The sequence below is a fragment of the Bacillus sp. FJAT-45066 genome (genome assembly GCF_002335755.1).
GTDB classification, from domain to species: Bacteria; Bacillota; Bacilli; order Bacillales; family Bacillaceae_I; genus Bacillus_CD; species Bacillus_CD alkalisoli.
The window spans coordinates 3628810-3644049 of record NZ_NISQ01000001.1 but is presented as its reverse complement, the minus strand read 5'-3'; the positions used below and the strand labels follow the sequence as shown (position 1 = coordinate 3644049).

The 15240-nt window shown below is 38.5% G+C and carries 16 protein-coding genes and 2 pseudogenes; 3 read left to right on the top strand and 15 right to left on the bottom strand.

The window, feature by feature from the left end; genetic code table 11:
* Nucleotides 1–157: 157 nt before the first annotated feature.
* Together CDZ92_RS20650 and CDZ92_RS20645 are read left to right on the top strand one after the other, a co-directional pair.
* Nucleotides 158–991: pseudogene (locus CDZ92_RS20650) on the top strand (HAMP domain-containing protein); the annotation flags it as partial.
* Entirely contained in the window at nucleotides 986–1933 is a 948-nt protein-coding gene (locus CDZ92_RS20645; RefSeq protein ID WP_406564913.1) for a methyl-accepting chemotaxis protein, read from the top strand. The pseudogene CDZ92_RS20650 and the gene CDZ92_RS20645, both read left to right, overlap by 6 nt.
* 328 nt (nucleotides 1934–2261) lie before the next feature.
* On the opposite strand, the gene hpf is transcribed toward CDZ92_RS20645, so the two are convergent.
* From hpf to CDZ92_RS18145, 8 genes are all read right to left on the bottom strand, one after another.
* Entirely contained in the window at nucleotides 2262–2810 is a 549-nt protein-coding gene (gene hpf / locus CDZ92_RS18180) for a ribosome hibernation-promoting factor, HPF/YfiA family (protein ID WP_096156613.1), read from the bottom strand.
* 594 nt (nucleotides 2811–3404) lie between these two features.
* Entirely contained in the window at nucleotides 3405–3791 is a 387-nt protein-coding gene (locus tag CDZ92_RS18175) for a hypothetical protein (protein ID WP_096156612.1), read from the bottom strand.
* Nucleotides 3792–3799: 8 nt separating this feature from the next.
* Entirely contained in the window at nucleotides 3800–4153 is a 354-nt protein-coding gene (locus CDZ92_RS18170; RefSeq protein WP_096156611.1) for a hypothetical protein, read from the bottom strand.
* Nucleotides 4153–4554 carry a flagellar export chaperone FliS gene (gene fliS, locus CDZ92_RS18165; protein WP_096156610.1) on the bottom strand — a complete coding sequence of 134 codons (402 nt, stop codon included), beginning with the start codon at nucleotides 4552–4554 and terminating at the stop codon, nucleotides 4153–4155. The genes CDZ92_RS18170 and fliS overlap by 1 nt, the downstream gene beginning before the upstream one ends.
* A gap of 21 nt (nucleotides 4555–4575) precedes the next feature.
* Nucleotides 4576–6426, bottom strand: coding sequence for a flagellar hook-associated protein 2 (locus CDZ92_RS18160; RefSeq protein WP_096156609.1), 1851 nt, complete (start codon nucleotides 6424–6426; stop codon nucleotides 4576–4578).
* 11 nt (nucleotides 6427–6437) lie between these two features.
* Complete coding sequence (flaG, locus tag CDZ92_RS18155) at nucleotides 6438–6797, bottom strand: flagellar protein FlaG (RefSeq protein WP_096156608.1); 360 nt, start codon at nucleotides 6795–6797, stop codon at nucleotides 6438–6440.
* Between the two features lie 253 nt (nucleotides 6798–7050).
* Nucleotides 7051–7293 carry a hypothetical protein gene (locus tag CDZ92_RS18150; RefSeq protein WP_096156607.1) on the bottom strand — a complete coding sequence of 81 codons (243 nt, stop codon included), beginning with the start codon at nucleotides 7291–7293 and terminating at the stop codon, nucleotides 7051–7053.
* A gap of 19 nt (nucleotides 7294–7312) precedes the next feature.
* On the bottom strand, nucleotides 7313–7501 hold the full coding sequence (locus CDZ92_RS18145; RefSeq protein WP_441296500.1) for a YjfB family protein: 189 nt from the start codon (nucleotides 7499–7501) through the stop codon (nucleotides 7313–7315).
* A 278-nt stretch (nucleotides 7502–7779) separates the two neighbouring features.
* Between CDZ92_RS18145 and CDZ92_RS18140 the strand changes: the two are divergent.
* Nucleotides 7780–8728: pseudogene (locus tag CDZ92_RS18140) on the top strand (transposase); the annotation flags it as partial.
* Between the two features lie 112 nt (nucleotides 8729–8840).
* Here the strand turns inward: CDZ92_RS18140 and CDZ92_RS18135 are convergent.
* The 7 genes from CDZ92_RS18135 to flgK form a co-directional block, all read right to left on the bottom strand.
* On the bottom strand, nucleotides 8841–8996 hold the full coding sequence (locus CDZ92_RS18135; RefSeq protein WP_176483814.1) for a putative motility protein: 156 nt from the start codon (nucleotides 8994–8996) through the stop codon (nucleotides 8841–8843).
* Between the two features lie 440 nt (nucleotides 8997–9436).
* Nucleotides 9437–10540 (bottom strand): flagellin N-terminal helical domain-containing protein, encoded by a 1104-nt coding sequence (locus CDZ92_RS18130; RefSeq protein WP_096156604.1) that lies wholly within the window; start codon nucleotides 10538–10540, stop codon nucleotides 9437–9439.
* 421 nt (nucleotides 10541–10961) lie between these two features.
* Nucleotides 10962–11189 (bottom strand): carbon storage regulator CsrA, encoded by a 228-nt coding sequence (gene csrA / locus CDZ92_RS18125; RefSeq protein WP_096156603.1) that lies wholly within the window; start codon nucleotides 11187–11189, stop codon nucleotides 10962–10964.
* Nucleotides 11190–11204: 15 nt separating this feature from the next.
* Nucleotides 11205–11645: a flagellar assembly protein FliW gene (gene fliW / locus CDZ92_RS18120; RefSeq protein WP_096156602.1), complete on the bottom strand. Its 441-nt coding sequence runs from the start codon at nucleotides 11643–11645 to the stop codon at nucleotides 11205–11207.
* A gap of 48 nt (nucleotides 11646–11693) precedes the next feature.
* Nucleotides 11694–12257, bottom strand: a complete 564-nt coding sequence (locus CDZ92_RS18115) for a DUF6470 family protein (RefSeq protein WP_096156601.1) — start codon at nucleotides 12255–12257, stop codon at nucleotides 11694–11696.
* A 248-nt stretch (nucleotides 12258–12505) separates the two neighbouring features.
* Nucleotides 12506–13384, bottom strand: a complete 879-nt coding sequence (flgL, locus tag CDZ92_RS18110) for a flagellar hook-associated protein FlgL (protein ID WP_096156600.1) — start codon at nucleotides 13382–13384, stop codon at nucleotides 12506–12508.
* Between the two features lie 9 nt (nucleotides 13385–13393).
* Nucleotides 13394–15229 (bottom strand): flagellar hook-associated protein FlgK, encoded by a 1836-nt coding sequence (gene flgK / locus CDZ92_RS18105; RefSeq protein ID WP_096156599.1) that lies wholly within the window; start codon nucleotides 15227–15229, stop codon nucleotides 13394–13396.
* Nucleotides 15230–15240: the final 11 nt, after the last annotated feature.

The window sequence follows — 15240 nt, the reverse complement described above, 5'->3', positions numbered from 1 at the left end:
CAGGCACTTGTCGAAATGTATTACAAAACGATTACTGGTGCCAGGCACCACTCGAAGTTTGTCGAATTATTTGGTCTTTTGTATTAATAATTAATTTACTACGCCGATATAGTTTTTGTCTGATATTTTTATTGAACAGCAGGGGGCTATTATAAACATGAGCAATTTTCTAAAAGGTGTTGTAAAACAGCAGCAACCAAATAAACATAGTACACTTAAAAGTACTACAAAAAGTAATTGGTGGACTAACTTAAGGGTAGGCAGTAAGTATTTAGTTGTAATGGGGATTATTTCTACGTTATTCATCATTACCGCATGTATAGTATTTATCCAACTAGCCAAAATTCATAGCAATGTAACGGAAATGGATAACCGTAGCGAAGAGTCAATTAGGCTAACAGAGATGGGTTCTATTTTCCGCGCTAAATCTATCCAAGGATATGACTATCAATTTTCACCAGAGGAACAAGTGTTACAACAATTCGAGGAAAACGCGGATAAGCTAGACTCATTCGAAGAATACCTAGAACCATTCATGAGTACAGATCAAGAAAAAGAACTTTTTTCCAGATTATTATTAATCGATGAGAGATTAAACACGCTGTTTTTCGACATGCTCGTTCCATTTGTAGATCAAAATGATGAACACATCGTCATGACAACGCTTCGTCAATTTGACGTTTTACGTGTTGAGTATATTTCAACTTTATATGAACTACGTGGCATGTTGGAGGAAGAGAGGCAAGCAGCAACGGAAAACACTTTTGCTCAACTGGCATATAGTTCACTCGTTCTTATCATTGCATTTATCGTTACGATTACTATTGGAGTTTCAATTATCCTAATCATTAATAGATTAATTAGAACAAATTTAACAAAAGTTGTAGAACAAGCTAACTTCATTGCAGATGGAGATTTAAGTCACGATAATCTTGCTTATAGTAGCAAAGATGAAATCGGTCAATTAAGTGTTGCCATTAACGGCATGAAAGAGCGGCTATCTCATATGGTTGCAGAAATTCAACAAGTATCCGATACCGTATCCAACCAAAGTGAGGAACTAATGCAGTCTTCTAGTGAAGTACAATCTGGTGGAGAGCAAATTGCGGCAACGATGCAACAGCTGTCTGCTGGCGCCGACCAACAAGCAAACTCCGCATCAGACGTAAATGTACAGATGGAAGATTTCGTTCATTCTATCGAAGAAACAAATGAACACGGAATCGAGGTATTACAAACGTCAAATTCTGTATTAACTAGCACTGAGGCTGGAAGTAAACTAATGGATCGTTCCGTTCACGAAATGAAGCAAATTTTTACAAATGTACAACAATCCGTTTATAAAATTGAGGGGTTAGAAAAGCAGTCGAAGGAAATTTCTTCTTTAGTAGAAGTGATTCAAGGCATTGCTTCTCAAACAAACTTGCTCGCACTAAACGCAGCGATTGAAGCAGCTAGAGCCGGAGAAAGTGGCCGAGGATTTGCGGTAGTTGCCGAAGAAGTACGCAAACTTGCCGAAGAAGTTTCGCGCTCCCTTGTGGACATAACCTCTATTGTGAGTGGCATCCAAAAAGAATCTCAAGATATTTCGTTATCGTTAAGAGACAGTTTTGAATTAGTTGAAGATGGAACGAACACGGTTCAACAAACAGGAGAGACATTCGTACAGATTAGTACAGAAATTAATAAGATGTCTCAAAAAATAAAAGTCATGACAAGTAACTTGTCGAGAGTTACTGATTCATCAAAGGAAATAAACATCTTAATAGAGAATATTGCTTCTGTTACAGAGGAATCTGCAGCTGGAATTGAGCAAACAGCCGCTACGGTTCAACAATCCAATAGCTCGGTCGAGGAGATTTCCAAAAATTCTGCTCACCTAGCTGAATCTGCTGAGACGTTAAATCAGTTGGTTAGGAAGTTTAAAATATAGACTATCTTAAGTTGTTTGTTTTAAAGTGCTAACCGTTGCTGTTCGCTGTAGATGCTCGCTTTCCGCGGGTGGTCTCGGGAGCCTCCTCGTCGCTCATGGCAACTGCGGGGTCTCCCTTGACACACTTCTCCCGCAGGAGTTCACATCTACAGCGAACAGCAACTTTAATGGTTATAATAACCAAGATTTCACCTTACCATTTCAAAACTTCTCCGCGCATGCTTTTGGGTAACAGTGGATTATGATCCATCCTAGCTATTGTTTATATTGCCTTTAAACATAGAAAAGCATCGGGTTTCTGTATCGAAACCCGATGCTTTTTTTTACCTTAATGTGCTTCAATTAATCCATACTTCCCATCTTGACGCTTATACACGACATTCGTTTCGTTTGTTGCTGCGTTTAAGAATACGAAGAAGTTATGGCCTAACATGTTCATTTGAAGAATTGCTTCTTCACTATCCATTGGTTTTAAGTTGTAACGCTTCGTACGAACTAGATCGAAGTCTTCGTCGTCCTCCACCGCTACTGATACTGCTTCTACAGCATCGTTAAACATATATTTAGGTGTACCTTTATCGCGCATTTTGCGGTTTACTTTCGTTTTATGTTTTCGAATTTGTCGCTCTAATTTATCAACAACTAAGTCAATCGCTGCATATAAGTCACTGTGGCTTTCCTCTGCACGTAGTACTAACCCAGTCATTGGAATCGTTACTTCAATTTTTTGGTCATTGTTAATTACTTTCACATTCACTTTGCACTCGACATTTTCTGTAGAATCAAAATAGCGCTCAATTTTGCCAATTTTCGTTTCTACATACTCTCTGATCGCTGGAGTTACCTCAATGTTTTCACCGCGTACGTTGTACTTCATAAACGAACTCCTCCTTTGAATACTGATAGGTCTAATGGTCCACAACCTACCTGCATGTAACTTATAACGAAGTTTCTCTCGTGTGTGACGAGAACTACTTCTTACCTTTATTATAAAGGCTATGTATACTTATTTCTACAATACCCTACATGATTCCTTCCAAAACGTAAAAGAATTTTTAATTTTTTGTGAACTTTGAATAGGTCGTGAACATATTGGGTATTGGGGTAAATTAAATATATGCTTAGTAGGGTTAAAACTTGCTATATTATTAAAAGTATAGGGTACTAACTATTGATGTGCGCTACAGGTGCTCGCTTTCCGCGGGTGGTCTCGGGAGCCTCCTCGGCGCAAGCGCCTGTGGGGTCTCCCTTGACGCACTTTCCCCGCAGGACAAGGAAGGCTACGACAGCGATACATCGCACGAAGAAAATGCGGATGCATTTTCGAGGAGTCTCCCACCTGTAGCGCACATCAATTGTTTCTTCTATGAAGCTAACCTGTATTTCTATTACAGCCCACCTTATTTAATATTCACCTATAGGAGTTAAAACATACACAAAAAACCTCCCATTTTCTCAGGAGGTTTTCGTTTTAGTGCACAATGTATTTTATTAGTTGCTCTTCGACGCCGATTTTCCACGCTTCAAAAGCAGGAGCGACGTGGTGTTGGATGGTTTCTTTTCTTAGGAAGGAGATATCAAACACGTCGTTTAGGCGATCTAGCTCATCTAGGAAGCTTTCAAACTGATTGAATGCTCGTACTTTTTCAGGAGCTTCTGAGAAAATACGCTTTAAATGTTCATTCGCTTCCATAATCTTCGCAATCGCATTTAGACTGTCTTTCATCACTTTCTGCTCCACTTTCCCGTCATCGTTAAAGCGGTCCGAACTTAAGTATTGCAGCGCTTCTTCTACCACTTCTACTAGCTCATAGTAATGTTTTATCATACTAAATTGCTCTTCATTTATCGTTACCATGGTGTCACCTAGTTTCGCTTATCATAATACATCCCGTCTGCTGAAAGAGAGGCATTGGTTACGCCATATGCCTTGACGGTTTTCTTCGAATGTTGGATTTGACTCCACTCTTGCTTCATGTTTTTGTAAAAATGGTCCAACCGCCCCGAGATTTGTTCACTTTTCTTTGCAACATCTCGGCCAAGTGCCGTTTCTTCTGGCAAGAATGGCGGTTGCAATTTTTTCATTAAAACATCTCGCACTTGAAGCAGTTGGTCAACTTTCGCAATAAACTCATCACGTTTTTCTTCCGGTGGCAACCCTTCATGCAACATCGTGTGCAAATGGTTCGTCACTTTGCTTAAATCTTGTAAAGCAGACATTACGCTTGTCCACCTTGTGCATAAGTTTGTTGACGGTTCGTTTGAATTACTTGCTTCCACGTATCACGGAACTCCACAACATATCCTTCTACTTCTTCAATGATCGCAACGTCGTTTTTTACGTTCGCTTCCATTAAACGGCGGTTCAAATAGTCGTACATTGACATTAAGCTTTTCGACATTTCCACGTCCATATTTAACGTCACCATTAATTCTTGCACAATTTTTTGCGCTTTAATTAGATTCGTATTTTTCATCTCTATATTTTTCTCTTCGATTCCCTTTTTTGCTAGTTTCAAAAACTTTAAACAGCCGTTATATAACATTAAGGTTAATTCCCCTGGAGATGCGGTATTAACGGAATTGTTTTGGTACGCTTTATACGGGTTGTTTACTGCCATCGTAAAACACTCCTTCATTCCTTACTGTTGTGGATAAAACATTGACATTAGTTGCATTGCTTGACTGTTAGCCGTATCCATCGCTTTTTCCATCGCCGTAAACTGGCGCCAGTAGCGGTCCTCGATTTGTTTCATACGAGCTTCAAACTGAGTCATTCGTTGGTCCACACTGTTTAATTCACGACCAATAGTAAACTGTTGATTCGTTCTAGATGCATTTCCAGCTCGTTGCTCAATTTGGCGAATCGCCCCTTGAACATTCTCACGTAACTGACGTGCTACACCTTGTTGACCCGTCTCTTCGTTTTTCGCTTTATTGAAGAGCTCCATAACTGAAGAAGGATCTTCAGCGATTGCGGCACGTAGCTTGTCCTCGTCGATAATTAGCTTTCCACGGTCCATGTAGTTGGAGCCAGTCGCAATTCCGATTTGCCCTAGTTGCTTGAATGCACCACTCGTTTCAACCGTTGAATAAAAAGCAGTTCTCATTCGGTTCAAACTAGAAGACAAAATATTATCATTTCGAAGCAAGCCGCTGCGAGCCTTCGCTTCCCACTGTTCCGCTTGTTTTTCCGTAAGCCCTTCTCGCTCTTCATCCGATAACGGCTTAAAATCACGATGAACTTCCTCTGTCAGTTTGCCATTAACTTTTTCAATGAGCTCATTGTATTTATCGATATAATTTTTTATCGAGTTAAATGTTTTGTCGTTGTCGTTATTTACTGTGACGGATACGGAACCTGTTGTTGCTTCATGAAGGTTGAACGTTACACCATTGATGGCAAACGAATTTGTGTTTCTAGAGGTTTTCATCCCATTGTATTCAAAAAAAGCCTTCGTGCCACCATGCTCATTTTCCTCTTGAAGTCCAAGAACATCCGTTAAAAATGTCCCTTCTAACTTAATCTCCGCCGTACCTGCTGGTTTGTTTCCTTTCCCGTCCCATGATTCTGGTGCAGAGTTAAGGTTGTTCGCACCGACCGTATTACGAGATAAAAGCATTTTTCCAGCTGCCTGATCGAAGTAGGCGGTAACCCCTAACGACTGTTCTCCATTAATGTTTTTAATAAGATCGTTCATTGTTGTTGTACTATCTATCTCAAAGTTTTTACTTACTTGTACCCCATCTGCGTCGTATGTTCCAATTGTAAAATTAGAAGTGTAATGGTTAAATGCAATCGTTTCAATTGCCGCTGCACTAGCTAGCTTTTCCGGTAGGTGTAGTTCCCCTGTATCCTGGTTAACGAAAACAATTTTTTCACCCTCCGCTCTGGAGTCAAACGTTGCTTTATCAAATGTAACGGTATACTCGTCTTCACCAATTTTAATTAGCTCGTTATTATTAAAATTCGTTTTTTGAATGGCACCTTTACCGAGAGATATCTTTTCCGTACCTGCACTTAGTTCCCTACCTTCAAATGTCCCCGAAGTTGGTTTCCAAGCCGAACCCGTACCAACACTCATCGAGTTGCTTTCAAAGTCGTTCCTTTGCGTCCATAAACTAGCATTTAGATCTAGCGCTGAACCATCTTTCATAACAGAAGTTGGAGAGAAATTTGATGCAGAAGAAGCTGGTTTCATATTTGAGATGGTATGTGTACCATTTACCGCTGTAGCTGATGCGGATGCTGTAACTGAATTCGGATTGGATGACGTTACTAGTTTTGCCGTATACGAACGTTGTAGTGTCATATCAAAACTTAGCGTACTGAAATCCGTAAGTAGCTGGTTCATTTCACGATAGTCGTCACGTTTCCACTCTAATATTTGCTTTTGTTGCGTTAACTTATTTAATGGCATACGCTGTGCCCTCATTAAATCACTGACGATTTGATTTATGTCCATTCCACTTGCAAATCCTGATAATCGCATAAAACCACCACCTAAATCTTTTTGTCTACAAAAAGCCCCATGAATTCGGCCATCGAGGCGTACATATTCAAAAATTCTTCGGAAGGAATCTCTCGTACTACATCTTCCGTCTCTGAATCTACTACTTTAACATAATAACGATCTAATTCTTCATGAAATTCAAACTTAATCGAAACATTCATCGGCAAAAGGAAATCATTCATCCCATCGACGACATGTTCTATTCTATTTCTTTCTAGATTAAGTTGTTCATTCTTCACATGTTGAAAGGATTCTTCTACTTTTTCCGTTACTGTTTTTGCTGTATTAACTTTGTCTGTATTAGTCATAGAAGTAAGATAATATTTTCCACCGACTTGAGAAATTTCCATGTTTATTCCTCCGACAAATAGTATTCTATCTTTAATATCGGATGAATAGTTCGAACCTTAAATAGTATTAGCAGGAAATAAGGGATTTATATTATGAGGAGTGGTTAGTTATTAGGTGTTAGGTGTTAGGACAAACCTTAGACTGGTGTTATAAATATTATATTCTTTCTTAGAGAATTTCTGTTTATAGAGAATGGAATAGATTTTAATACGTACCTTAAAACCTAACCAACTAAGCCCTAACGCCTAAAAACTAATGTGTTTGTGGCTTTAGTTTTAATTCTAAGATTCCTAACTCTTTTTGTAGTTCTTGTAACTGTTCGTTTAGTAGTTGGCGGTCATGTTTCGTGAGGGTGTCGTCTAATGCGTGTTCCGCAATTTCTTTCATTTCATGGAGCTTTTCTTCTATTAAGTCTAGAAGTCTATTTTGTTGTTTCGTCCATTCTAGTTGCGCTTGTAAAAACTCTAACTTCTCTTTTTCGTCCTTGTTATGCATGGCGGTCTTGTCCCCTTTATTATACTTTTATATCAAAGTTTTGGCCTAGGTTAGGGTGAATTGCTTGTTGAACTGGTTGTTCCTGCACGACCATTGTCGAATCCAACAACTTATGTACCGCTTCCCCCTGTTGCTCCACACTTCCTAACGCATGCTTCATAACAGACACTGACGCAGCTTGTTGAACTTGACTTTGAGATAACATCATTGACAATAAAGGAATATCCACACTACCACCGAACCTTTCTACTACTTCTATTTATTATAGGATAACAAAGTAAAGGAATATTAGATATGCTCAATTATTGAATAGAACACAATATATATTCCATTATCTACCTGGACAATGAACCTGTCCGTGGCCACTAAAAAACAACTCCTGAAATTTGCAAACAAATAAAAAAAGAAAACCTTCCTATTAATTTTTGGTATAATTAGTCTCGACCAAGAAACAAAATATCCAAAACGAAAGGAAGGCTTTCTTCTATGCTTAAAGAAAAAGATATGCAGTTAAGCATCTACTCTTTATTATACTTCAAAATTCCAGAAAACCATATACTTAAATTAGTACACGATGCAGTAGACTTTAGTTTTATTAATGAACTACTAGAAAATACATATAGTAAATATTATGGTAGACCCGCAAAAGAGCCAGAGTTAATGGTCAAACTCTTGGTACTTCAGTACCTTTATAAACTATCAGATGAACGTGTTATCGAAGACGCATCTCTCAATTTAGCATACATGTATTTTTTAGGAATTAATCCTGAAGAAGAATTACCTGACCCTAGTTTATTATCTAAATTTCGAACACAACGATTACAGGATGTTACATTAGATGATATCATCGCCGCATTTGTTCGCCAATGTGTGGAGAAAGGTATTATCAAAAATACTGGTTTGAGTATTGATAGTACTCACACAGAAACAAACACGTTCAAAGCAACGGTCGAAAGAGTCATGAAACGTCTATCTAAGAAAATCTTTAAAACTTTAGAAAAAGAACTCGAAGAAATTATATGGCTATATTAAGGACTCGGATGAGTGGTTCTGTAGTCAAGGAAACTCGACAAATAAAAAGAAATATACTAAAAAGAAGGATCGACAATCAGTCAGATACTATTTTGAAAAAGAAAAGTGTCGAAACTGTCCTTTTAGACCGGAGTGTATACCTACCGGTAACACAGTAGGGAAAGTGTTAGAGGTTAGTGTAAACACACCAGAATTCTATGAATACAGCCAACAACAGAAAACAGCCGAATTCAAGGAGAAATATAAAAAGAGAGCATGCCAAGAATGGAAAAATGGCGAAATGAAATGCTTTCACGGGCTAGATCGTGCCAGGGGATACGGTCTAAAAAGCATGTCTACACAAGCAAAACTAACTGCATTAGCAGTAAATATTAAGAGGATAGGAAAAATCCTATCCTCCAAAATAGCATAAGATGACCACTCTATTTACAAAAACACCATTTTTCTTCAAAGAAAAGAAAAAGAGGTGTTTTTTAATTATTTACTTCATAAAAAAGTAGACTTTTTCAGTGGCCTCAACCTGTACCTCTGTCCATCGCCGAATCCAACAACTTATGTACCGCTTTCCTCTGTTGCTCCACACTTCCTAATCCATGCTTCATAACAGACACAGACGCAGCTTGTTGAACCTGACTTTGAGATAACATCATGGAGAGTAAAGGAATATTCATAATAACACAGCACCTCTCTATTATTTCTATTAATTGAGTGAGTTTCATAATGTACAATTACTATACGAAAAACGAATATTAAAACATATACCCTTTTATAAATACCATGATATAACGAACGTATCTAATAATAATGAACTAAAAAATCGTTTTTCACTAAACGAACCTTAATTATGAAATTAATTCAATTATAGGATATCAAAGTTAAGGGACATTTGAAATAATCAATTATTAAATAAACCACAACAAATGATCAAAATTCTTAGGCACTTTTATCTATTAACTTACCGGGTGACTGGCACTAGAATTCGTTTAAGTTAACGCTTTTACTCAACTTTTAATTATATCAAAAAGAGACCCTAGCATAACTAGAGCCTCTCTGTTTTATGTTTTTGTGGTTTTCCTAACCAACAAACCAACTATCTACTAACCAACTAATCTTATCCTAATAACTGAAGTACAGCTTGTGGAGCTTGGTTAGCTTGTGCAAGCATTGCTTGAGAAGCTTGAGAAAGAATGTTGTTCTTCGTCATTTCCATTACTTCACGAGCCATGTCTACGTCACGGATACGTGATTCAGCTGCTTGTAAGTTCTCAGCAGACGTGTTCAAGTTATTAATAGTATGATCTAAACGATTTTGCCAAGCCCCAAGATTAGATCTTTGTTCAGACACATCCTTAATAGCAGCGTCAATAGTTGTAATAGCTTGTTTTGCATTTGCGTGAGAATCTACTTGCAGACCATCTACACCTAAACCACTTGCACTCATATCACTGATTGTAATTGAAAGATTTTGGTTTTCGTTTGCACCGATTTGGAATGTAGCTCCTGTTGCTGCACCTGTTTGTACAGTCAAACCAGTAAACGCAGTTCCGCCAGCAGCATATGCAGAATCTGTTTTAATAGAAACTCCCATAGAATCAAAGTTGAATGTATCTCCCGCATTAAAGCCTGTCTTGCTAATAGTCTGTGTATTACCAGCACCATCTGCTAAAGTAATATCACCCGCTGCCTCAGTGATAGTGTAAGTAGTATTTGCTTTAGCACCTGCTACAGAAATATCACTTAATGATGATAAACCTACTACTGTTGAATCTAGTGAACCTCCTGAACGACTAACCCCTAAGTTTCCACCAAGTAGCTGCTTACTGTTAAATTGAGTTGTATCAGAAATTCTATCAATTTCATCAGCTAACTGTCCAATCTCTGTTGCAATTGCATCTCTATCTTCTGGCTCTAAAGTATCATTCGCTGCTTGAACAGAAAGTTCACGCATACGTTGAAGAATCGAATGTGTTTCATTTAAAGCACCCTCAGCAGTCTGAATCATTGAAATACCATCTTGCGCATTACGAGAAGCTTGGTCTAAACCACGAATTTGCCCACGCATTTTTTCAGAGATTGCTAGACCTGCTGCATCATCTCCAGCTTTGTTAATACGAAGACCTGAAGCTAATTTCTCCATTGCATTTTGTCCTGCTTTTTGGTTAGTACCCATCTGACGATAAGTGTTTAACGCAGGGATATTGTTGTTGATAATCATTTGATTTTCCTCCTTGAAATTTGCCGATTTCACGTCCTTGTGTAATCGGTTTTTGATTTGACAAGTAGTTCGAAAGTCGGCCGCCTTTGGAATTTGCTTGTTTTACACTTTTTATATCGGTATTTGGTTGAGAAGGTTTAGTAGGTTTAGAAAATAATTTGTAAATTTATCGTTTATTTTGTTTTAAGGGGCTAGTAGAATCAATTTCATAATTACGGTTCGTTTAGTGAAAAACGAATTATATTCTCTAAAAAATATAGGGCGTTCGTTTTGTGTGTGTTTTCACAGTAGATAGAGCCTTTTAACTCGTTTTTCGTATAGTAATCATACTTTATGAAAAGGACTCAGTTGGTTAGCTATTAGGTGTAGATTTTGTCGAAGTGCTAGTAGATAACTACTAACACCTAATAGCTTAGAGGGATTATTTCTTTAGTAATGAGGACAGGCTCTTAAGTATATCTACTTTTGATTGTGCCGCTGCATTGTTTTCATGTTGGATAGAGAGGTAAATCTCTTTACGATGAATGTCTATATTGTTTGGCGCTTCAATTCCTAATTTAACTTGATCACCGCTTATGCTTATGACTTTTATTTCGATATCGTCGCCGATTTGGATGGCTTCGTTTATTTTCCGACTTAACACTAACATTGCTGCGCCTCCTCTCTATTCCGTAGGTTGTAGTTGCGCGAATAGTTTATGTTTCGTTTCATAACTTGTACCAGTTAAAATAACTTGCTTGCCAATTCTCTTGTTTACATTTATAACGATTGGTCCTTGTAAGTTAGCAGTCGTTTCTTGGAACTGTTCGTGCACCGTCAAGATGACATACGTTAGTACGTCTTCTCGATTCTCAATCTCTAACAACTCAACCGTAGACTGTTCCAACTTAAAATCATAATCTTGTATAAACAAAAACGGATTCGTCACAACAAACGCAAGAACCTCCGTCTTCACCGATTGCAATATTTGAAACATTCCATCTTCCGAAAAAGGTACTAAAACAAATTTTTTCTCTTCAAGAAAACCAGGAATTCCTTTCGGAAACTCCACTAAATCTTGCTCCATTATTTCAAGTTCTCCGTGGTATTTCGTATTTATTTTCATAGGATCACACCTTTTTATTTTTTCTTCCTAATGACTAACAACTAGTAGCTAACCCCTAACATCTATAAATCTAATATCAATCGTAGGCTCCTGTGCGATAAAAACATCCGTAGAACCTGGTGTATAGTTATGAATTGGCTTATTAGGCCTCACATCAATAATCGGCTTATTCACCTTTACCTGTATATCTAAATCACCTGGATCATAATCAATACCCACACTGAAGTGAGATGGAATCCAACCTACATTAAACTCCTTGGCAGCAGGCTCACCGTTACGCTTCGCCTGGGAAGGCATACGATTTCCTCCATGCTCAATTCGCATCAGTTCATCCCCATCTCGAGCTACACGCGACATGCCTTGTGACCATGTGCCATATCCTTTTTGTGCTGCTTCCCTCACTACCATACCAGCAGACTTTATCCCAACATCCGCTAATGCTTTCGTCTGGTTAATCGTTAAGCGTGGTGGTCGCTTATTAAAGTTCATATCCGCTTCAGGTTGTCTAATTGTCATTTCTGCTTGCGGCTGTTTAATCTCCTGCACAGGCTGACGGATATTCAATCCTATCTGTACATTTGTTTGATTTATTCGCAGTTGCGGTATGTTCAAGATAATCACCTCTTTTGGTTGGTTAGGCGTTAGGTGTTAGTTGGTTAGGGGGGGGGGTTATTGGTGTTAGTTTTATTAGTTTATAGCTGTTTATTAAGAGAAAGGAATCACATATCTTGGCTTCACCTGGCTTTCCTAACACCTAATAGCTAACGCCTAACTCCTAAAAGAAAAAAAGGAAAACCCCATATAACTAGTACACCAAGGTTTTCCTAACATCTAACACCTAACACCTAACGCCTAACCATCTATCTCAAGAAATCCATTAAAGAAGGCTGTATAATCCGCGCACTCGCCGCTAGTGATGCACGTAACACACTTTCTTCTGTTTTTAAATCTGTGATTACACGTTCAATGTCTACATCTTCGTTATCAGAAAGAATTCGAGTAGCTACAACTTCTTGGTGATTAATACGGTTATCAATCATTTCTAAACGATTGTACCGAGCACCTAATTCAGAACGTTCTGCTTGAACAACCTCGGCTTTTTTATCGAACGCACCTAAAAGTTCACCAACCTTTGCACCGTCATTTTCTTTCAGTGCATTCTCAATATCATTCCATAATTGGAACATCTCTTGGCTAAATACATTTTCTACATTAATATTTGACTGGAGTTTAATCCCACGTGATACCTCTACAACAAATGGACTATTTTCTGTGCTAACAGAAGAAGGATCTGATGCATCGCCAACACGAGGTTGATCTATTCTAGTTCCATTGAAAATATATCTCCCAGCTACTTGCGTATTGGCTACTTGCGCAAAGTCTTCTTTTATTTGACCAATCTCCAGTGCAATCGACTTGCGATCCTCTGGTGTCATCGTGTCATTCATCCCTTGCACCATCAACTCACGCGCCCTGTGCATCGCAGAACCGACATGCTCAATCGCCGCTTCCGAGTTCTCCATCCAAGCATACACTTCACTCAAGTTTCGCTTATACTGTTGAATCTCATTCAGGTTTGTACGGTAGTACATCCCTTTCATTGCGACAACTGGGTCGTCAGATGGCTTCGTAATTTTTTTACCAGTGGCAAGCTGGTCTTGAATTTTGCCCATCTTGTTATAGTTATTGTTTAAATGTCGTAATGAGTTTTGTGCTAACATACTTTGTGTTACGCGCATTGTTTACACCTACCTTCCGGCTAAGCCCATGCCATTTATTATTCTATCTAACAATTCATCCGTTAACGTAATCATACGAGCCGAAGCATTGTACGCATGTTGGAACTGAATCATATTGGTCATTTCTTCATCTAACGATACCGCACTTACGGACTGGCGTCGTTGGTCAACAGCTAGCTTCAACGTTTCACTATTGTAAGAAAGTCGATTCGCTTCTTGTGCATCAACTGCCATTCCACCAATTACACTTTCGTAATAATCTTGGAACGTTGTTGTAACACCGTTAATAGCTAAAGAACGAGTTTTTACATCCGCTAACGCCACAGCGTTTGTACCGTCCCCTAATCGGCCACCAACATTTCCTACTTGTTCAAAATGGATGTTGATAGACCTTCCGATTGTCACTTCAGACGATAACACTCTATCTAAATTGAAGGAAACCGTTCCTCCAAATTCATCTTCTAAAGCAGTCGCTAATTCTTGTAAACTAGCAAACTCACCAGAAGCTTGCACCTCTTGCCTTGGAGCTGTACTCGTATCATAAAGCTTGTATATATAAGAACCTTCATTTGTTGATTGTAAGGATATCGTTAAGTTTGATACTCCGTTATAACCTTGAAAATCCCCTTGTACAATCGCTCCGCCGTTATAAGAAGAAGCTGCGATATTATCTAAAGAGTTGCGAATATCTCCGCTAATCGTTAAAAACTTCGCTGCGTTTTGTTTATTGTCAGCCGAAACATTCAAGTTTGTAAATTCAAAAAAGGAAAAGGCTGTATGAGTACCATTTTGAATACTAGATGTGCTCCATCCAGATTCATGTACACGATTTAATTCCATCGCAAAATCATATGCCAACGTGTCCAAGTGGCTTAACATTTCTGGATAAATTCCTTTCGCCACAGAACCTTCCATATATCCATATGCTTCCACTAATCCTTTTAACTTACCAGAAGAGTGTAACGCACGAATATCATTTTTCATGTCACCAATGATAAAGTCACTCACTAAACCAGTTTGCTGGTCATAATCTAATTTTAATTGGTTACTCACAAGACGGTTTGCATCTACTAAGTTTCCTATTTTTCTACCAGTCTCATCAACTAGGTCAATAGAAAATTTACCTTCTGCCATACTCATCGAATTACCGCCGCTACCAACAAGCGTAACTTTTATATTAACAATCTTAGAAAGATCATCGATTAAGCGATCACGTTCGTCATACAGATCGTTCGGTAAATAGCCATGAACTTCTGTTTCCCCAATTTGTTTATTGATACGATTAATTTGTTGTGTAATCGAATTTACTTGTTTTAATGTTACGTCCATTTCATTTTTCAAATCTTGTTGAACAGCTGAAATGGATGTGGATAAGTAGTTAAATGTTTCTGCCACTGCAATTCCGCGCTGACGCACAACCGAACGTGCTCCAGTGTTTGTCGGGTTTACAGCTAAATCTTGAAATGCCGCCCAAAATTGATCAAGTGTAGCCGCTAGACCAGTACTCGATGGCTCATTCATAATCTCTTCCATTTTTCCTAATGCATCTGCACGCGCGTTCCAATATCCTACTTTGTTATTTTCCCCACGAAATTGAATATCTAGGAAACTTTCACGCACACGTTGAATGCTACCAGCTTGTACACCAGTTCCAAGTTGCCCTGGAATTTGCGGGCGGTTCATCGAAGCTGGAGGATATGGTTCTGTTTGCACAAAGTTTACACGTTGGCGCGAGAACCCTGGTGTGTTAGCATTGGCGATATTATGGCCTGTTACTTTTAAGGCCGTCTGTTGTGTTGTTAGTCCTCTTCTGGCTACTTCCAAACCGTGAAACGTTGAACTCATATTGTTTCCTC